The organism is Trueperaceae bacterium (assembly GCA_031581195.1).
Classification (GTDB): Bacteria; Deinococcota; Deinococci; order Deinococcales; family Trueperaceae; genus SLSQ01.
In genome coordinates this window covers 1-18,142 of record JAVLCF010000043.1, presented here as the reverse complement: position 1 = coordinate 18,142, position 18,142 = coordinate 1, and the positions used below count along the sequence as shown (strand labels likewise).

Here is an 18,142-nt window from a genome sequence, read left to right as displayed (position 1 = left end):
GACCCCCCTCACGGCGACCCCCCTCACGGCGACCGACGTCACGACCACCGACGTCTCCCCCACGGCCGCGCCCCCCACCCGGTCCCCCTCCCGTCCCGACCTCGACGTCACCCGCGACGGCGCGACCCTCGTCGCCCGCCGGGGCGACGCCACGCCCTGGCGGCACGCGCGCTCCCCCGCCGGCGGGCCCCTCACGGCGGCCGTCGTCCGGCCCGACGGCGTCTGGTTCGCGCAGGGAGCCTCCCTCGTCCGCCTCGACCCCGCCACCGGCGTCGCGACGCAGCGGCGAGCCCTGCCCGGCCCCGCCACCGCCCTCGCCGCGGACGGGGACGCCCTGCGCGTCGGGTACGCCCTCGCCGACGGCGGTACCACCGTCCGCACCGTCGACCCGAGCACGGCCGGCCCCCCGGTCCGCTTCGGGGTCGCCCCCGCGACCTTCACCGCGCTGCGGCGCGGCGCCGCGGACGCCGCCGACCCGGTCGCCGCCGCCGAACGGGACCCGACCGACCCGTGGCGCGCGCTGCGCGCCGCGCAGGCCGCGCCCGAGGACGACGCCCGCTGGCGCGCCGCGGCGGACGCCGCCGCCGCCGCGCCGTTCTTCGAGGCGTTCGGGGTCGCGACCGCCCTCCTCGACGCCGGCCGCAGCGACCTCGCCCGCACGACGTTCGAGGCGGCCGCCCGCGACCTTGCGGCCCGCGGGTACGACCCGCGGCTCGCCACCGACCCGGCGCTCCGCGCGGCGTACGGCTTCCCCGACGCCGCCCTGCACGCCGCGGCGGAGGCCGGCGACGTCCCCCGCGTCCGCATCCTCGCGCCCGCCGCCTGGCGGGTCGCCGCCCCGCAGGTGCCCGCCTCGCGCGCCGCCCTCGCCGCGGCCGCCGACGCCCTCGCCGCCGCCGACGACCCGGACGCTGCGACGTGGCGGGCCCGCGCCGAGGCGCTGCGTCCCGGCCTCGCCCGCGACCCCGCCGCCGCCACCGTCGCGGCGTTGGGGCGCCTGGGGGTATGGGGGGCCGCCGCCCTCGCCGCCACCTTCGCGCTGGTGTGGACCACGATCGTGGCGAAGGCCTGGCGGGCGCAACACCTGCTCCTCAAGCAACGCCGCGAACGGGGACGCCACCCGGTCGCCCTCGGGCGGGCGTGGGCGCCGCGCTACGCGAGCACCACCGAGAAGCTGGTCCTCCTCGCCCTCCTGCTGGCCGCCGCGACGCAGCTGGTGATCGCGGGGACCCACGCCCGCGGGGCGGACGTCGCCCCCGCCCTCCGGTCCGGCACGCTCGCCAGCGAGGACGCCCAGCGCGCCCTCGCTTCGCTCCCCGACGGTCCGTACGCCGACCTGCTGCGCGGGCTCGGTCACCTGCAGCGCGGCGACCGGGCGGCCGCCCTCGACGCGTGGCGCGCGGCGGGGGACCTGGCGGAGGCGCGAACGAACCTCGCGACGCTCGACGCGCCCGACGGGGGCGCCGCCCGCGTCGCGGCGTTCGAAGCGGCCCTCGCGCTCGACCCGCGCGAACCGGTCGCCCGCTGGGCGCTCGGCCGCGGGCCCGACCCCTCCCCCCTCCACGCGACCCTGACGCCCGACGCGCCGCTGTACGCCGTGCCCACGCCGCACGAGGTGCGCCGCGCCGCCGGCGCGGACCTGCGGGCCGCCCTCGCCGACGCCGTCCGCCGCCCCTGGGCCGCGCTGCCCGCCGCCCTCCCGGCGGGCGTCCCCGCCTGGGCCGGCGGGGCGGCGCTCGGCCTGGCGGCGCTCCTGGCGCTCGGCACGACGCTGCAGCTGCTCGTGCCCCGCCCCCGCCTCCTCCGGCGGGCCCCCCGCACGTTCGCGTACCACCTGTTGGCGCTCGTGGTGCCCGGCGCCGGGCACGCCGACGAAGGCTGGGGTCTGCTGCTGCTGGTGCCCTGGGCGCTCCTCGGGGCCGACGCCCTCCTCGGCGCGCAGGGGGGCGGCGCCGGCCCGCTCGGGCTCGCGCCGGTCGTCTCCTGGGGGCTCCTCGCCGCCCTGTACGCGGTGAACCTCGTCGGCTTCGTCGTCGAGACCCTCCACGACCGGGAACGGATGTGGGGGCTGCGCGAACGCGAGCCGGAGCTCGCCCGCGCCTTCGGTCTCCCCGAAGCGCGCGGCGTCCGCCGGTGACGCGCGAAGGGGTCGGCCTCCTCCTCGTCCTCCTCGCAGCGGTCCTGTGGGGGCTGCTGGGCGTCTTCACCGCCGGCCTCCTCGCCCTCGGGATGGGCGCGATCGAGATCGCCTTCTGGCGCGCGACGTTCGCCGGCGCCGCCTTCGCGTTGCACGCGACGCTGGCCGGTTCGCTGCGGCGCTTCGACCGGCGCTCGGTGGGGGGCGTCGCGCTGTTCGCCGCGGTCGGCGTCACGGCGTTCTACGTCGCCATCGCCCGCGCGGTCGAAACCGGGGGGATCGCCGTCGCCTTCGTGCTGCTCTACACCGCCCCCGCCTGGGTGACGCTCCTGGCGGGCCCCGTCCTCGGCGAACGCCCCGGCCGCCGCCAGTGGGCGTGGGTGGCCGCCGCCACCCTCGGGGTGGCGTTGGTCGCCACCGGAGCGGAGGCCGGCGGCACCGTCGCGCCCACCCCCGCCGCCGTCGCGTGGGGCCTCGCGGCCGGCCTCGGCTACGCCAGCTACTACCTCCTCGGCAAACGCCTCCTGCACGGCCGCCGGCCCGAAGCGCTGTACGCCGTCGTGCTGCCCCTCGGCGCGCTCGGTCTCGCCCCGTTCGTCGCGTGGAGCGCGAAACCCCCGGTCGCGTGGACGCTCCTCGCGGCCCTCGCGCTCGTCTCGACGTACGTCGCCTACCTCGTGTACGGCCTCGGGCTGAAACGCGCCCGCGCCTCGCTCGCGGTGGTCGTCGCGACGGTCGAACCGGTCGTCGCCGGCGCCCTCGCCTGGGTGTGGTTCGGGGAACGGCTCGGGGCGGTCGGGGCGCTCGGCGCGGTCCTCGTCCTCGCCGCCGCCGTGGCGGTCGGCCTCGCCGCGCGGCGGGACGTCGCGCCGCCGGACGGGGCGTCCGCCCCCGCCGCGCCGCCCCCGCGGGCCGCTTGACCGCCGTCGGAGACGGTGCTACCTTGATGCGCATCCGCGCTGCATGACCTTGCACGCGCGCCGAATCGCCCCCCATGGCCACCCCCGCGACCCCCCTCCTCCCCCGCCGCGCCCGACGCCCCTGACCCCCTCACCCACGGGCGTCACCGCCGCGGTCGGCGGATGCCCCGTGGGGCATCCGCCTAGGAGGCCCGCATGCCGTCCGACGTCTCGAAAGTCGTGCTCGCCTACTCCGGAGGTCTCGACACCTCCGTCATCCTCGCCTGGCTGAAGGAAACCTACGACGCCGAGGTCATCGCCTTCACCGCCGACATCGGGCAGGGGGAGGAGGTCGAGGAGGCGGAACGCCGCGCCCTCGCGACGGGCGCGACGAAGGCGTACGCCGTCGACCTGCGCGAGGCGTTCGTCCGCGACTTCGTGTTCCCCGTCCTGCGCAGCGGCGCGCTGTACGAGGGGTACTACCTGCTCGGCACCAGCTTCGCGCGCCCCCTGATCGCGAAACACATGGTCGAGATCGCGGAGCGCGACGGCGCGGACGCCGTCTCGCACGGCGCGACCGGGAAGGGCAACGACCAGGTGCGCTTCGAGCTGTCCGCCTACGCGTTGGCGCCCGACATCCGCGTCGTCGCACCCTGGCGCGAGTGGGACCTCGGGGGCCGCGAGGACCTGATCGCGTGGCTGCGCGAGCGCGACATGGACGTCCCCGTCAGCAAGGAGAAGCCCTACTCGATGGACGCCAACCTGTTCCACGTCAGTTACGAAGGCGGCGTCCTCGAGGACCCCTGGACCGAACCGCCGGCCGGCATGTGGCGGCGCACGACCGACCCCGAGGCCGCACCGGACGAAGCCCGCGTCGTGGAGATCGACTTCGAGCACGGCGATCCGGTCGCCATCGACGGCGAACGCCTCGCCCCCGTCGAGCTGCTCGAAACGGCGAACGCCATCGCCGGCGCGCACGGCGTCGGACGCGTCGACCTCGTCGAGAACCGCTTCGTCGGCATGAAGTCCCGCGGGTGCTACGAGACGCCCGGCGGGACGTTGCTGTTCCACGCCCACAAGGCGGTCGAACAACTCACCCTCGACCGGCAGGTCCTGAAGCTCCGCGACGAGATGGTGCCGACGTACGCCCAAGCGGTGTACGACGGGTTCTGGTACGCCCCCGAACGCGAAGCGATGCAGGCGTTCATGGATCACGTGCAGCGCCCCGTCACCGGCACCGCCCGCCTGAAGCTGTACAAGGGATCGGTCACGATCCTCGGGCGCCGCAGCCCCCACAGCCTCTACCGCGAGGACGTCGTGACGTTCGAAGAGGACGACGTGTACGACCAGGGCGACGCGGACGGCTTCATCAAGCTCAACGCCCTGCGGCTGCGCATCGCGCGGCAGCTGGCCGACGACTCGGGCGACGCGTGAGCGAGGACGCCGCCCCCCTCGGGTCCGGACGCGCCTACGAAGCGGCCCGCCTCCGCTGGGCCGGCGAAACGGACGCCGCCCGCCTGGCCGCCCTCTGGCGCGTCGGTCGGGACGCGGACGGCGCCGACCCCTCCGGCGAGGACGAGGCCGGCATGCGAGCGTGGCTGGCGGACGGCGGCGCGGTCGTGCTCGAGGACGATCGCGGGGAGGCGCTGTGCGCCCTCCGGTGGCGTTGGCAGGGGGGCGGGTGGCATCTCGACCGCATCGCGACGCGTCCCGACGCGCGCGGCCAGGGGTTCGGGCGCTGGTTGATGACGAAACTCGAAGCGCTCGCCATCAAGCGCGCCGTGCCCCACCTGACCCTCGACCTCCCCGCCGACCACGCCGACCTGCGCGCGTACTACCTGCGTCTCGGCTACCGCGACGCCGGCACGGAGGCCGGGGCGGTCCGCATGCGCAAGCGCGTCGGGGGGGTCTGGCAACGCCAGACCGACGCCGCCCCGCACGAGGCGACGCCATGAGCGACGGACCGCGCATGTGGGGGGGCCGCTTCGTCGGCGACACCGACGCGCTCGTCGAGGCGTTCAACGCGTCGATCGACGTCGACAAAGCGATGGCGCTCGACGACCTCGACGGGTCCGTCGCGCACGCCACCATGCTGGGCGAGACCGGCATCCTCACGGCCGAGGAGACCGCCGCGATCCTGCGCGGCCTCGAGGACCTGCGCCGCGACGTCGAACGCGACCGCTTCGATTGGCGGGTCGCCCTCGAGGACGTCCACATGAACCTCGAGGCGGCCCTGACCGAACGCATCGGGCCGGTCGGGGGGAAGCTCCACACCGCCCGCAGCCGCAACGACCAGGTCGCGACCGACCTGCGCCTCTGGTTGCGGCGGCACGTGCGGGTCCTGCTGGCTCTGCTGCGCCGCAACCGGGAGGTGCTCGTCGACGCCGCCGACCGGTGGCAGGGGGTCGTGCTGCCGGGCTACACGCACCTCCAGGTCGCGCAACCGGTCGCCTTCTCGCACCACCTGCTGGCCTGGCAGGAGATGTTCGCGCGGGACGAGGACCGGCTCCGCGACGTGCTGAAGCGCCTCGACGTCTCCCCGCTCGGGGCGGGCGCCCTCGCCGGCACGACCTTCCCCATCGACCGCCACCGGACCGCGACGCTGTTGGGCTTCGCCGGCCCCGCGGAGAACTCGTTGGACGCGGTCAGCGACCGCGACTTCGCCCTCGAGTTCCTGTCCGCCGCGGCGGTGGTGATGATGCACCTCTCGCGCATGTCGGAGGAGTTGATCCTCTGGTCGTCGCAGGAGTTCGGCTTCGTCGAGCTGCCCGACAGCCACACGACCGGCAGCAGCATCATGCCGCAGAAGAAGAACCCCGACGTCCCCGAACTCATCCGCGGGAAGACCGGCCGCGTCTACGGCGCGTTGATGGGCCTCCTGACCGTCATGAAGGGGCTCCCGCTCGCGTACAACAAGGACATGCAGGAGGACAAGGAGGGCGTCTTCGACGCCGTCGCGACGTTGCGGGCGTGCCTGACGCTGCAGGCGGAGTTGGTGCCACGCATCGAGGCGAAGCCGGACGCCATGCACGCCGCGGCGGGCGCGGCCTACGCGAACGCCACCGACCTCGCCGACCACCTCGCGAAGCGGGGCGTCCCGTTCCGCGAAGCGCACGAGGTCGTCGGGCGCCTGGTCGCGCACGCTCTCGAGCGCGGCGTCCCACTCGAGGCGCTGCCGCTCGAGGTGCTGCAGGCGGAACACCCGGCGCTCGACGCGGACGCCTACGGCGTCCTCGATCTCGATGCGGTCGTCGCGGCGCGCGACAGCTTCGGCGGGACCGCGCCCGCCCGCGTCGCGGAACGCATCGCGGCGCTCCGCGCGTCGCTCGCGGCGCACGGGCCCGAGGAGCCCCCGGTGGGAGCGGCGCCGTGAGCGGCGCCGTGAGCGCCGTCGCGCCCGACGACGCCACCCTCCGGGTGCGGCCCGCCCGCGCCGAGGACGTCCCCCGCATCTTCGAGACGATCGGGCACTGGGCGACCGAGGGCCGCATGCTGGTCCGGCCGATGCCGAGCATCTTCGAGAACCTCCGCGATTTCGTCGTCGCGGAGCTCGTGGCGCCCGACGGCACCACGCGGTTCGCCGGGAACGGCGCGCTGCACGTCCTGTGGGGCGACATCGCGGAGGTCCGCGGCCTCGCCGTCGCCCCCGACGTGCAGGCGCGCGGCGTCGGCACCGCCCTCGTCGACGCCTGCGAAACCGAAGCGCGCCGCATCGGCATCCCCCGCCTGTTCGCGTGGACGTACTCCGTGCCGTTCTTCGAGAAGTGCGGGTTCGACGTCATCGACAAGACCCGCGACCTGCACCCCCGCGTCTGGAGCGAGTGCCTGCGCTGCCCGTTCTTCGTCGGCTGCAACGAAACCGCGGTCGCCAAACGCCTCGAGGGCGTCCCCATGCCCGCGGACCTGCCCGAACCACCGCAGGCGCAGGTGCCGCCCGGCATCCGCTGAACCGCACCGGCGTGCGCCCCCCGCATCCCCCACCGGCGCGCCCCTGCCGGCATCGCCGGGCGCTCCGAGCCGGCCCGCCCCACCCGGAGCGGGCCGGCTCGACGTGCCGTTCGCCGACGCGGTCGCGCACGCCGTCCCGGCCGGACCGCCGCCGCGTGGGACGCGCGGGCCGACGCCGTCGGGGCGGCGGTCGGGGCCGCCGTCCGCCGCCCGGCCACGGGCACGCCCGAGCGGACGTCGGCGCGGTAGGCTGACGCCTCGAACGGAGAGGAGGCCACGTGAAACTCGCCATCGTAGGGGCCGGCAAGATGGGCGGCGCGGTCCTGACCGGCGCCCTCCGCGCCGGCGTGCTGGAGGCCGACGACGTCGGGATCTACCATCCCGACCCCGACCGGCGGGCGGCGCTCGCCGCCGCGCACGGCGTCGCGACGCTCGACGACGACGGCGTCCACCGCGCCGAACGGGTCCTGATCGGCGTGAAGCCGCAGGCGTTCGAACGCGTCGCGCCGCTGATCGCGCGGCGCGGCGGCTGTTACGTGTCGATCATGGCGGGCGTCCCCGCCGACGCGATCGCGCGCCGGGTCGGGAGCCGCCGCGTGATTCGCGCCATGCCGAACCTCGGCGCGCGCGCTCGCGTGTCCTCCACCGCCCTCGCGTCGCTGTCGGACGCGACCGCGGAGGACGTCGCCTTCGCCGAGGCGTTGTTCGAGGCGGTCGGGCGGGTCCATCCCCTCCCCGAAGCGCGCTTCGACGCCTTCACCGGCCTCGCGGGGTCCGGCCCCGCCTACGCCGCCCTCGTCGCCGAAGCCCTCGCCGACGGCGGGGTCCGCGCCGGCTTCGGGCGGGAGGAGGCGCGCGCGTTGGCGCGCGACGTGCTGCGCGCCGCCGCCGCCCTCCTGGAGGAGGACGGCCCCGCCGACCTCAAGGACGAGGTCGCGTCGGCAGGAGGGACCGCCATCGCCGGCGTCCGGGAGCTCGAGCGGCACGGCACCCGGTTCGCATTGATGGAGGCGGTCGAGGCCGCCACCGCCCGCGCACGAGCCCTCTCCGGCGGGGACGACACGTGACCGGCGCGGCCGGACGGAGGCCCGCCCGGGGCCGCCGGTCGGTCGCGCACCGGGCGACCCTCGCCCTCGTCGCCCTCGCCGCCCTGCTCCAGGGCGGCCTGGCGGCCGCCCAAGCGGGGTACTACCCGGCGACGCCGGGCACCACCTGGACCTACGAGGACGGCGAAACGCAACGCCTGTCGGCGTGGACGTCGCCCCCCGACGGCCTCGCGGAGGACGCCGTCGCGCTCCGGCGGACGCACGCCCTAGCGGGCGTGCCGATCAGCGAGGAGTTGCTGGTCGTGGACGCCGCCGGCGTCCGCTCGTACGGCACCGCCGCGGGCGGCGTCGTGACCCGCTACGACCCACCCCTCCCACTGTTCCCCGCCCCGCCGTTGACGGCGGGCGCGACCTGGCGGGGGACCGCCCGGGCGGGCGACCTGACGTGGACGGTCGAGGGGGAGGTCGTCGGTCCGCGCGGGGTGCGCACGCCCGCCGGGCGCTTCAACGCCGTGCACGTCCGCCGGACGGTGACGACCAGCAGCGGCGCCCGCAGCCGCGTCGACCTGTTCGTCGTCCCCGGCGTCGGGGTCGTGCGGCGACTCACGCCGGACGGGACGCAGGTGGACCTCCTGGAGGTCGGTCCCTGACCGTCTCGAGGGGCGCCAACCAGGCGCGCTTGAGGTCCGCGAAGCGGCCGGCGGCGATCGCTTCGCGGATCCGTCGCATCAGGTCCGCCATGAAGTGCAGGTTGTGCACCGTCGCCAACTGCGGGCCGAGCTGCTCGTTGGCCTTCAGCAGGTGCCGCAGGTAGGCGCGGCTGTAGGTCCGGCACGTCGCGCACCCGCAGCCCTCGTCGATGGGGCGCAGGTCGTCGCGGAAGCGCGCGTTCTTGAGGTTCATCCGGAACGACGGCAGCGGCGTGCCGTCGTCGTCCAAGCGCCGCAACACCCCGCCGTTGCGGGCGTTTCGGGTCGGCGCGACGCTGTCGAACGTATCGACGCCCCGCTCGACCGCCTCGAAGACGCTGGGGACGTCGCCGATCCCCAACAGGTGGCGGGGCGGCCCGTCGGGCAACTCCGGCACCGTCCAGTCCAGCACCCGGTACATCGCTTCGCGCGTGTCGCCCAGGTTCCCTCCGATCGCGAAGCCGTCGAACCCCCGCCCCTGCACCCGCATCGCGGCGAGGGTCCGGGCCGACGCCCGCCGGACCGCTTCGAAGGCGCCGCCCTGCACGACGCCGTACGGCGCCTGCGGGTAGCCGTGGCGGGCGTCGCTCTCCACGAACGCGCGGAGCGAACGCTCCGCCCAGCGGTGCGTCCGCTCCGCGCTCGCGGCGGTATACCCCTCGTCGTGGAGCGGGCTCGTGCACTCGTCGAACGCCAGCACGACGTCCGCGCCCAACGCCCGCTGGACGTGAATCGAGCGTTCCGGCGTGAACACGTGTCGGGAGCCGTCGACGTGGCTGGTGAACTCGACCTCGTCCTCCCCGACGCGCACCAGCCCGCCCCCCGGCCGGGCGGGCGGGGCGCCCGCCGCGGCGCCCGCCTCCCCGGGGAAGATCGACGCGACCTTCCCCACGCCGTGCTCGATGCCGGCCCCGAGACTGAACACCTGGAACCCGCCGGAGTCGGTGAGGATCGGCGCGTCCCAGCCCATGAAGCGATGCAGGCCGCCGTGGGCGGCCACGATCTCCGCGCCGGGCCGGAGGTACAGGTGGTACGTGTTCGCGAACAGGAGTTGGGTGCCGGTCTCCGCCACCGCCTCCGGCGGGACGCTCTTGACGGTGCCCTGCGTCGCGACTCCGACGAAGGCCGGCGTCGCGACGGCGCCGTGCGCCGTCGTGAGGCGGCCGGTGCGGGCGGCACCGTCGCGGGCGAGGACGTCGAGGGTGACGGCGGGCATGGCGGCGTCATGGTAGCGCGGCGGTACCCCCCCGCGCGCGTCGGCCGGCGTCACGTTCGCGTCACGCGGCGATGCTAGCGTCGCGCCAGAAGGGAGGGCCCGTGCCGCAGCTCGCCGCCCCCACCGTCGCGCGTTCCACCGTCGCCGCCCTCGCGCTGGCCGTCGTCGGCCTCGGCGCGATCCTGGATCGCGGCGCGCCGGTCGACCTGCGCGTCGAGGCGGAGGTCCGCGTCCTCGACGCGCCGCTGCACGGCGCCCATCCCGACGGCCCGGCGCACGGCCCCCCCGCCACGCCGACGCTGCGCGTGCGCGCGACCGGCTACAACTCCCTGCCGGAGCAGACCGACGCGACGCCCGACGTCACGGCCACCGGGACGTCGACCCGCTTCGGGGTCGTCGCGGTGAGCCGCGACCTGCTGAGCGACGACCTGCCGTACGGCTCCCTCGTCCGCCTCACCGACCTCGGCAGCGCCCGCGGCGGCGGCGCCGGCTACTTCCAAAGCCTCCTCGACCGGCACGGTCCGTTCGTGGTCGAGGACACCATGCACGCCCGCAAGACGAACCAGCTGGACGTGTGGTTCGAGGACTACGCCAGCGCCGTCGCGTGGGGCGTCCGGAACGTCGAGGTCACCGTCGTGCGCTACGGCTACGACGGGCCCCACCTCGACCGGGCCGCGGCGGCGTTCGACGGCCCCGATCCGCTCCTCGCCCGCGCCCGCTGACGTCGTGCCCACGCCGCTGTACCTCGCCCTCGCGCACGTGCGGCGGCGCGGCCTGCAGACCACCCTGACGCTGGGCGGCGTCGCGGTCGGGGTCGCGGTGTTGATCACCGCGTTGTCCCTGACGAACGGCTTCATCGACGAACTCCTGAGCAGCACCCTCCGCGCGACGCCGCACGTCACGCTCCGCACGTACGAAGCCGACGGCCGGACCGCCGCCCGGGACGACGTCGAGGCGCGCCTCGCGGCGCACCCCGAGGTCGTGGCGGTCGCCCCGTTCCTCGCCGTCGAGGCGCTCATCGCGCGGCGCGCCGACGCGACGCTCGGCGTGACCGGTCGGCAGGGCTACACGCAACTGTTGGGCGTCGATCCCGCCGCGCAAACCGCGGTCCTGGACCTCCCGGCGCTTCGCGCGGCCGGCGACGCGCTCGCCGCCGGGGGGCTGGTGCTCGGGGGGTCGCTCGGGTTGTCGCTCGGGGTCCTCGACGGCGACGAGGTCCTCGTGCAGGACATCGACGGGAACCGCACGCGGTTCGAGGTGGCGTCGAGCTTCCGGGTCGGCAACGAACTGATCGACGGCGTCGCCTCGTACGCCTCCCTCGCGACGGTGCAGCGGATGCTCGACGCCCCGGGCGCGATCAGCGGCTACCACCTGCGCCTGACCGACCCGAGCCGCGCCGGCGAGGTCGGCCGCGCGCTCGCCGCCGACGTCGGCATGCGGGCGATCCCCTGGTCGTCGTTGTTCGGGGGGCTCGTGACGCAACTGCGGTTGCAGAAGGCGGTCATTTCCGTCGTGGTGTTCCTCATCGTCCTCGTCGCGGCGATGGGCATCGCCAACGTCCTGGTGCTCACGGTCGCGGAGAAGACGAAGGAGATCGCCGCGTTGCGGGCGCTCGGGGCGCGCGAGCGGGACGTGCTGGCGACGTTCACGCTCGAGGGCCTGCTGTTGGGGGGCGGCGGCACGCTCCTCGGGGTGGGGCTGGGCCTGGCCGTCTCGGCGTACTTCCGCGTCCAGCCGTTTCCCCTCCCGGGGGACCTGTACTTCATCACCCGCCTCCCGGTGGAGGTCGCGGCGTTCGACGTCGCCTGGGTCGCGGCGGTGTCGCTCGTCACCAGCGCCGTCGCCGGCCTCCTCCCCGCGCGCCGCGCGGCGCGCCTCGACCCGAGTTCGGTCCTGCGGTGAGCGACGCGCCCCCCGATCCGGTCGGAGACGCGGTCGCGTACCTGCTGCGCCTGCTCGCCCAACGCGACTACACCCGCCAGGAGCTCGCGGCGCGCCTCGCGCGCCGCGGGGTCGACGACGCCTCCGCAACGGCGGCGCTCGCGCGCCTCGCGGACCTGGAGCTGCTCGACGACGCGCGCGTCGGGGCGGCCCACGTCCGCGGTCGCGCCCACCGGAAGGGACGCCTGGCGTTGGCGCGGGAGCTCGCCCGCCGCGGCCTGGACGAAGCGACGCGCGAGACGCTCCTCGGGGAGCTCGACGACGCGCAGCAGCGCGAGGCGGCGGCCGGCGTACTGGCGAAGGAACGCTGGCGCTTCGCCGCGTCCGACCCGCGCGCGAACCGCGCGAAGGCGGGGGCGTTCCTGACGCGCCGCGGCTTTCCCGGCGACGTCGTCCGCGACCTGGTCGAGGACGCCTTTCCGGTCGACGAGGCGGCCGCGCCCGACGACGCCGACCCCCCCGACCCCGAGGGCGACGGCGCGGCGCCCGAGGGCGGCGGCGGCCGCTCCGTTTGACCACCCCCCCGGGGGCTGCTATTCTTTTCCTTCGCGTCGGGGCGTAGCGCAGTCTGGTAGCGCACCTCGTTCGGGACGAGGGGGTCGGAGGTTCGAATCCTCCCGCCCCGACCAGCATCGCCCCCCGGTCCCGCCGGGGGGCGACGTCGTCACCGCCGCGCGCGCCGCGTTGCGCGGAGCCTTGACCGTCCCGCCCTGAAGCCCCTCGCGTTCGCCCCGGAGGTCCCCGTGCACCACCCGTCCGCTCCGACCGTCCGCCCCGCCGACCTCGCGCGGCTCGCGTTGCTGCCGCTCGGCGTGACGTTCGGCGCGGTCGCGCTCCTGTGGATGGCCGGGTTCGGCCAGACGCCCCCCGACCACCTCCCGCTCGCGACGCTCGTCTTCTTCGGGGCGTTGTTCGCCGACGCCGCCGCCCAGGCGCTACGCCGCTCCGCCGCGCGCGGCGGGATCGTGCTCGCCGCCGGCGTGCTGGCCGCCGTCCCCGTCGCCGCGCGGATCGGGACGCCCGCCGACCTGTCCGCCGTCGGCACCACGGTGCTGGGCGCGGCGTTGCTATTGGCGTTCCCCACGCGCCGCGCGGAGATGGTGGGCGCGATGAGCGTCTACGTCGCCGCCACCCTCCTCGCGAACTACACGCTGGACGCGTTCCTTCCCCTGGGCGACTGGTTCCTGATCAACGTCGGCACGCTGTTCTTCGGCGTGACGTTCACGCAACGCGACCGCGTCCACCGCTTCGGGCGCCCCGCGGTCTACACCATGATCGCGGTCGCCGCCCTCGCGAACGTCGCGGCCGCCCTGTCCCTCGCCACGCCGCTTCGCTTCGTCGCGGTCAGCTTCTTCACGATCCTCGCGTCGGAGGCGGCGGACACGGAGATCTTCCAGCGCCTCGCCCGACGCCGCTGGCTCACCCGCGTGCTGGGCAGCAACGCCGTCTCCGCTCCGCTCGACACCGTCCTGTTCACCGTCCTGGCGTTCGCCGGCATGCCGTTCGCGACCGCGACGTGGATGCTGCAGGTCATCACCACCGACGTCGCCGTCAAGTACGGCAGTGGGCTCGTCACCGCCCTCCTGCTGCTCCGCGCGCGGGGCGGCGCGCCGCCCGCGCCGCCCGAGGACGAGGGGGGCACGCCCCCGCCCACCCCGCGCGCGTTCACACCCGAAGGCGCCTGAGCGCGCCCGTCAGGCCGACCGGAGCGCGGCCCGCGCCGCCGCGGCGACCGCCAGGGCGTGCCCCTCGCGCCCGGGGGCGGTCGCGACCATCAGCCCGATCCCGGCGACCGGATCGAGCGGAAGCGTCGCCGCCGGTCCCCCGGCCAGGTTGAAGAGCGTCGTGTTGCGCAGCACCGCCCCGTTCGCCGCGACGTAGGCGTCGTCGTCCCCCTCGAGCGGGGCTCGCGCGGGCGGCGTCACGGCGACGGTCGGCGCGAGGACCGCGTCCACGCCCTGCAGGTCCGCCCAGAGCTCCGCCCGCAGCGCGTCGCGCGTGCGGTGCAGCCGCACGTAGTCGCTCGACGGGCGCCCCTCCGCCGCGCGGATGCGCGCCGCGATGCGGCGATCGACCGGCGGGTCGCCCCCCTCGAGGAGCGCCTGGTGGATCGCCCACGCCTCGTGCGCCGCGAAACTCCCGTAGCGAGGGTAGAGCGCGTGCAGCTCGGCTAGGAGGGGCCGCGGCGCTTCGTCCACGGCGTGCCCCGCCGCGCGGACGGCGTCGAGCGCCGCATCGAACGCCGCGGCGACCGGCGCGTCGAGCGCCTCGCGCAGCACCGTGGGCGGCGCCGCCAGGCGCAACGCACCCGGCGCGTCCGGCATGGGGGCGGGCGGCAGGGCCGCCAACGCCCGCCACATCGCCCAGGCGTCCTCCACACTTCGAGCGATCGGCCCGGTCGTATCGAGCGTCGTCGACAGCGGCACGATCCCCTCGGGGGGCAGCGCCCCGTCGGTCACCTTGAGCCCCACGAGGCCTTGGAACGCCGCGGGGATGCGGACCGACCCGCCGGTATCGGACCCGAGGGCGGCGACCGCCTCGCCCCGCGCGACCGCGACGGCGGACCCGCTCGAGGAGCCCCCCGGCACCTCGCCGGGCCCCCCCACCCGGTCGGGCGTCCCGACGTGGGGGTTGAGCCCGAGCCCGGAGAAGGCGAGCTCGGGCATGTGCGTCCGGCCCAGCAGCACCGCGCCGGCCGCGTCGAGGCGCGCCACGACCGGCGCGTCGACCGCGGCGACCTCGCCGCGCGCGAGGCGCGCGGCCGACCCGGCGGCGGAGATCTCCCCCGCCATGTCGAACAGGTCCTTCACCGCGAGCGGAATCCCCTGGAGCGGCCCGAGGTCGACGCCGGCGGCGAACGCGCGGTCGGCGGCGCGGGCCGCGGCCCGCGCGCGGTCGGCGGTCGCGGTCCGCCACACCGGACCCGGCTCGATGCGCGCGAGGCAGGCCTCGGTCACGTCGCTCGGGCGCACCGCTCCGCGCCGGTAGGCGGCGGCCAGCGCGGTCAGGGTCGCTCGGGTGGGGTCGTCGGGGAGCATGGGGTCGTCGGGGCGGTCGGGCATGCCGCACGATACCGGGCGGCCCGGTGCCGCCCGGCGGGGCGGTAGAGTGCGGGAAGGAGGCTCATGCAGCGCACCCGCAGCGAACTCGAAGCGATGCCGCACGCCGAACTCGTGGACCGCGTCCTGGAGATGCAGGACATGCTCCGCGAGGGGTTGGCGGTCCGCGAGTCGCTGCACGCGATCCTGAATCAGGTGCTCGCCGCGAACGAGGAGGCGGTGCTGCACTACGCCGACCTCGGCGACGACGCGCCCGACGAGGAGCTGGACAAGAAGCGCGCCTGGGCCGCCGCCCGCCTCGCGGTCGCCGATCCGCCCGGCGCCGCGAAACGCCGCACGCACGAGGACTGACCCCCGCGCCCAGCGCGCACCGACGCACCTCCGGCCGGGCGGTAGCGTGCGGCATGCTGCGTTCCGGCTACCGCCTTCCGTTCACGATCGCCGGCATCCCCATCCGCCTCGACGCGACGTTCGCGCTGCTGGTGGTGCTCCTGACGTGGTTGATCGGGACCCGCGTCGGCACGTACGCCGACCTGCTCTCGCTCGACGTCGATCCCGCCCGCCTGGAGGCGGGCGCCACCCCCTGGCTCCTGGGCTTGGCCGGCGCCCTCGGGCTGGTGCTCAGCGTGCTGCTGCACGAGCTCGCGCACGCGCTGGTCGCCCGCCGGTTCGGCGTGACGATCCGCGAGATCCGCCTGTGGATCCTGGGCGGGATCGCGCAGTTCGACGAGATGCCCGAACGCCCGCGCGACGAGGCGATCGTCGCGATCGCCGGTCCCGTCGCCAGCCTGCTGCTCGGCGTGGGGTTGGGGGGCGTCGTGGCGGTCGTGGGGGCGTCGGCGGGCGTCGCGTTGGTCGTCCTCGCCTACCTCGCGACCGTCAACGTCGTCCTGGCGGTCTTCAACCTCCTGCCCGCCCTCCCGATGGACGGCGGTCGGGTGCTGCGCGCACTGTTGGCGATGGCGCTCGGACCGCTCCGCGCCACCCGCATCGCGGCGACCGTCAGCCAGGTCGTGGCGGTCGGCATGGGCCTGTTCGGCCTCGTGACGTTCAACCTGTTCCTCGTCGCCATCGCCGTCTTCGTCTACGCCGCCGTGCAGGCGGAGACCCGCCACGCCATCGTCCGCGACGTCCTCGACGACGTCCCGGTCCGCGAGATCATGACGCGCGAGGTGGAGACCGTCGGCGCGTCGATGTCGGTCGCCGACTTCGTCGACACCGTCATCGCCCGGCGGCACGTGTTCTTCCCCGTCGTCGGGCCCGGCGGCGACCTGCTGGGCACGCTCCGGCTGCAGGACCTCGAGGCGGCCCCGCGGGACGCGTCGGTCGGGGACGTCATGCGGCGCGAGGTCGCCACGATCGCGCCCACCGCAAGCGCGGCGGACGCCTTCGCGAAGATCGCGGAGGTGGATGGACAGCGCCTGATCGTGCAGGACGCCGCGGGGAGCCTGGCCGGCATCGTGAGCAGCACCGACCTGCTCCGCAGTCTGCAGGTGCGGCTGACGCGCCGGCGCCTCGACGACGCCGACGCCTGAGGCCGCGCGAGGAGCGCCCGCCGGCACAGGGTCCGTACGCGAACGCGCACGCGACGAGGTCGCGTGCGCGTCGGTCCCCGCATCGGGGTGCGTTGGCTCGGCGGGCAGGATTCGAACCTGCGACCAATCGGTTAACAGCCGATCGCTCTACCACTGAGCTACCGCCGACCGTCGCCCGTTCGGGCCCGTAGAGGGTAGCACGGGCCTCGCGGGACGGACAAGACGAGCGACGCCCGGCGTCGGCGGGCGACGCCGGCCGGTAGGCTGGGGGCATGACCCTTCAGGAGTACGAGACCGGCGCGCGCAGCACCGCGCGCTACCCGAACGACGCCACCCTGCTCTACCCCGTCCTCAAGCTCGCCGGCGAGTCCGGCGAGGTCGCCGAGAAGCTCGGCAAGGCGATGCGCGACGGCGGCTGGACGCCGGGCGCCGCGCTGGACGACGACGTCCGCGACGCGCTCGTGAAGGAGTTGGGGGACGTGCTGTGGTACGTCGCGAGCGTCGCGGTCGACCTCGGCAGTTCCCTCGACGAGGTCGCCGAAACGAACCTCGCGAAGCTCGCGTCCCGGCAGGAGCGCGGCGCGATTCACGGCTCCGGCGACGACCGCTGAACCGGTCGCCCGCCCCGCGTCAGGCGGGCGCGACGTCCGCCATCGCCGCGCGAAGGTCGGACGCCTCCTCCCCCACCGTGACGGGGAGGCCGCGGCCGGCCGAATCGTAGGCGGCCAACACCAACCGGACCGCTTCGCGCCCGTCGGTGCCGGTGGCCGGCACGACCCCTTCGCCGCGGACGGCGGCGAGGAACGCCGCGACCTGCGCCGTGTGGCTCTTCGGTGCGGCGAAGGTCTCGCGCGCCACGTCGGTCGTCGCCCAGTCCCCCCCACCCGAGGCGCGGGAGGAACGCACCAGGACCGGGTCGGCGTGGCGGTTGGTCCACTCCAGCGCACCGGCGCTGCCGTACACCCAGAAGCCCTCCTCCCACCCCGTCGCACTCCAGCTGGTCTCCACCGACCCGAGCGCGCCGCTGGCGAAGCGGAGCGATACGTGCGCGGTGTCCTCCAGCTCGACCGGCCAGCGCCGCGTCGCGATCCGGGCGTACACCTCCTCGACGTCGCCGGCCAAATGCCGCGCGAGGTCCATCAGGTGCACGCCGTTGTCGAGCAGGGTGCCGCCGCCCCCCGACGCGCGCGTCTGGAAGCTGGGGCGCACCTCCGCCGCCCCGCCCCAGTCGTGCGCCTGGCGGAGCCGCACGAACGCCACGTCGCCGATCGCGCCGGACGCGATCAGGGCGTGCGCCCGTTGGATCGCCGCGTCGCTGCGCATCTGGTGCCCGATCTGCAGCGTCACGCCCGCCGCGGCGGCGGCCTCGATCATCGCGTCGGCCTGCGCCAGGTCGAGCGCGATCGGTTTCTCGCACAGGACGTGCACCCCCGCCTCCGCGGCGGCGAGCACCAGGTCGTGGTGGGTGGAGACCGGCGTGGCGATGCTGACGACGTCGAGGTCCGCGTCGGCGAACATCGCGGCGGCGTCGGCGTACACGCCCCGGATGCCGTACGCCTCGGCGCGCCGGGCGGCGGCGTCGGCGTCGGGGTCGGCGATCGCGACGAGGTCCGCGCCGGCGGCGAGGTAGCCCGCGGCGTGCGCGCGGGAGATGCTACCGGCGCCGAGAAGG

General features: G+C 75.8%; 18 protein-coding genes and 2 tRNA genes. 16 read left to right on the top strand and 4 right to left on the bottom strand.

What is annotated here, in order from left to right:
• The 8 genes from RI554_05600 to RI554_05565 form a co-directional block, all read left to right on the top strand.
• On the top strand, positions 1-2,137 hold a 2,137-nt coding region (locus RI554_05600; GenBank protein MDR9391485.1), incomplete at its 5' end, for a hypothetical protein.
• Positions 2,134-3,057 (top strand): EamA family transporter, encoded by a 924-nt coding sequence (locus RI554_05595; GenBank protein MDR9391484.1) that lies wholly within the window; start codon positions 2,134-2,136, stop codon positions 3,055-3,057. The genes RI554_05600 and RI554_05595, both read left to right, overlap by 4 nt.
• Before the next feature lie 195 nt (positions 3,058-3,252).
• A complete protein-coding gene (locus RI554_05590; GenBank protein MDR9391483.1) occupies positions 3,253-4,470 on the top strand; it encodes an argininosuccinate synthase in 1,218 nt (405 codons plus the stop codon).
• Complete coding sequence (locus RI554_05585) at positions 4,467-4,991, top strand: GNAT family N-acetyltransferase (protein ID MDR9391482.1); 525 nt, start codon at positions 4,467-4,469, stop codon at positions 4,989-4,991. Before RI554_05590 ends, RI554_05585 begins: the two co-directional genes overlap by 4 nt.
• Positions 4,988-6,409, top strand: a complete 1,422-nt coding sequence (argH, locus tag RI554_05580; GenBank protein ID MDR9391481.1) for an argininosuccinate lyase — start codon at positions 4,988-4,990, stop codon at positions 6,407-6,409. Before RI554_05585 ends, argH begins: the two co-directional genes overlap by 4 nt.
• Positions 6,406-6,984: an N-acetyltransferase gene (locus RI554_05575; GenBank protein MDR9391480.1), complete on the top strand. Its 579-nt coding sequence runs from the start codon at positions 6,406-6,408 to the stop codon at positions 6,982-6,984. The genes argH and RI554_05575 overlap by 4 nt, the downstream gene beginning before the upstream one ends.
• A 278-nt stretch (positions 6,985-7,262) precedes the next feature.
• A complete protein-coding gene (gene proC / locus RI554_05570) occupies positions 7,263-8,051 on the top strand; it encodes a pyrroline-5-carboxylate reductase (GenBank protein MDR9391479.1) in 789 nt (262 codons plus the stop codon).
• A complete protein-coding gene (locus RI554_05565; GenBank protein MDR9391478.1) occupies positions 8,048-8,680 on the top strand; it encodes a hypothetical protein in 633 nt (210 codons plus the stop codon). The genes proC and RI554_05565 overlap by 4 nt, the downstream gene beginning before the upstream one ends.
• Here RI554_05565 and tgt read toward each other — a convergent pair.
• The gene (gene tgt / locus RI554_05560) at positions 8,634-9,935 is read right to left on the bottom strand and encodes a tRNA guanosine(34) transglycosylase Tgt (protein ID MDR9391477.1); all 1,302 of its coding nucleotides are present in this window, start codon (positions 9,933-9,935) and stop codon (positions 8,634-8,636) included. The genes RI554_05565 and tgt overlap by 47 nt on opposite strands.
• 101 nt (positions 9,936-10,036) lie before the next feature.
• On the opposite strand from tgt, the gene RI554_05555 reads away from it, so the two are divergent.
• The 5 genes from RI554_05555 to RI554_05535 all read left to right on the top strand — a co-directional run bounded on the left by RI554_05555 (position 10,037) and on the right by RI554_05535 (position 13,561).
• Complete coding sequence (locus RI554_05555; GenBank protein MDR9391476.1) at positions 10,037-10,657, top strand: hypothetical protein; 621 nt, start codon at positions 10,037-10,039, stop codon at positions 10,655-10,657.
• A gap of 4 nt (positions 10,658-10,661) precedes the next feature.
• Entirely contained in the window at positions 10,662-11,837 is a 1,176-nt protein-coding gene (locus RI554_05550; GenBank protein MDR9391475.1) for an FtsX-like permease family protein, read from the top strand.
• Complete coding sequence (locus RI554_05545) at positions 11,834-12,391, top strand: regulatory protein RecX (GenBank protein MDR9391474.1); 558 nt, start codon at positions 11,834-11,836, stop codon at positions 12,389-12,391. The genes RI554_05550 and RI554_05545 overlap by 4 nt, the downstream gene beginning before the upstream one ends.
• A gap of 37 nt (positions 12,392-12,428) precedes the next feature.
• Positions 12,429-12,505: transfer RNA gene (locus tag RI554_05540), tRNA-Pro, on the top strand.
• A gap of 114 nt (positions 12,506-12,619) precedes the next feature.
• On the top strand, positions 12,620-13,561 hold the full coding sequence (locus RI554_05535; GenBank protein ID MDR9391473.1) for a VUT family protein: 942 nt from the start codon (positions 12,620-12,622) through the stop codon (positions 13,559-13,561).
• A 9-nt stretch (positions 13,562-13,570) separates the two neighbouring features.
• Here RI554_05535 and RI554_05530 read toward each other — a convergent pair whose 3' ends face one another.
• The gene (locus RI554_05530; GenBank protein MDR9391472.1) at positions 13,571-14,938 is read right to left on the bottom strand and encodes an amidase family protein; all 1,368 of its coding nucleotides are present in this window, start codon (positions 14,936-14,938) and stop codon (positions 13,571-13,573) included.
• Positions 14,939-15,001: 63 nt separating this feature from the next.
• On the opposite strand from RI554_05530, the gene RI554_05525 reads away from it, so the two are divergent.
• Positions 15,002-15,286, top strand: coding sequence for a hypothetical protein (locus RI554_05525; protein ID MDR9391471.1), 285 nt, complete (start codon positions 15,002-15,004; stop codon positions 15,284-15,286).
• Positions 15,287-15,339: 53 nt separating this feature from the next.
• The gene (locus RI554_05520; protein MDR9391470.1) at positions 15,340-16,470 is read left to right on the top strand and encodes a site-2 protease family protein; all 1,131 of its coding nucleotides are present in this window, start codon (positions 15,340-15,342) and stop codon (positions 16,468-16,470) included.
• A gap of 93 nt (positions 16,471-16,563) precedes the next feature.
• Here the strand turns inward: RI554_05520 and RI554_05515 are convergent.
• A tRNA-Asn gene (locus tag RI554_05515) sits at positions 16,564-16,638 on the bottom strand.
• A 104-nt stretch (positions 16,639-16,742) separates the two neighbouring features.
• Between RI554_05515 and RI554_05510 the strand changes: the two genes are divergently transcribed.
• A complete protein-coding gene (locus tag RI554_05510) occupies positions 16,743-17,081 on the top strand; it encodes a nucleoside triphosphate pyrophosphohydrolase family protein (protein MDR9391469.1) in 339 nt (112 codons plus the stop codon).
• Between the two features lie 19 nt (positions 17,082-17,100).
• Here the strand turns inward: RI554_05510 and RI554_05505 are convergent.
• Positions 17,101-18,142, bottom strand: a 1,042-nt coding sequence (locus RI554_05505) for a Gfo/Idh/MocA family oxidoreductase (GenBank protein ID MDR9391468.1), incomplete at its 5' end; no start/stop codon positions are given.

Excerpts from the sequence above, each read along its gene's own strand:
- RI554_05590 (MDR9391483.1), top strand. The coding sequence starts at position 3,253 with ATGCCGTCCGACGTCTCGAAAGTCGTGCTCGCCTACTCCGGAGGTCTC.
- argH (MDR9391481.1), top strand. The coding sequence starts at position 4,988 with ATGAGCGACGGACCGCGCATGTGGGGGGGCCGCTTCGTCGGCGACACC.
- tgt (MDR9391477.1), bottom strand. The coding sequence starts at position 9,935 with ATGCCCGCCGTCACCCTCGACGTCCTCGCCCGCGACGGTGCCGCCCGC.
- RI554_05530 (MDR9391472.1), bottom strand. The coding sequence starts at position 14,938 with ATGCCCGACCGCCCCGACGACCCCATGCTCCCCGACGACCCCACCCGA.
- RI554_05525 (MDR9391471.1), top strand. The coding sequence starts at position 15,002 with ATGCAGCGCACCCGCAGCGAACTCGAAGCGATGCCGCACGCCGAACTC.
- RI554_05520 (MDR9391470.1), top strand. The coding sequence starts at position 15,340 with ATGCTGCGTTCCGGCTACCGCCTTCCGTTCACGATCGCCGGCATCCCC.
- RI554_05510 (MDR9391469.1), top strand. The coding sequence starts at position 16,743 with ATGACCCTTCAGGAGTACGAGACCGGCGCGCGCAGCACCGCGCGCTAC.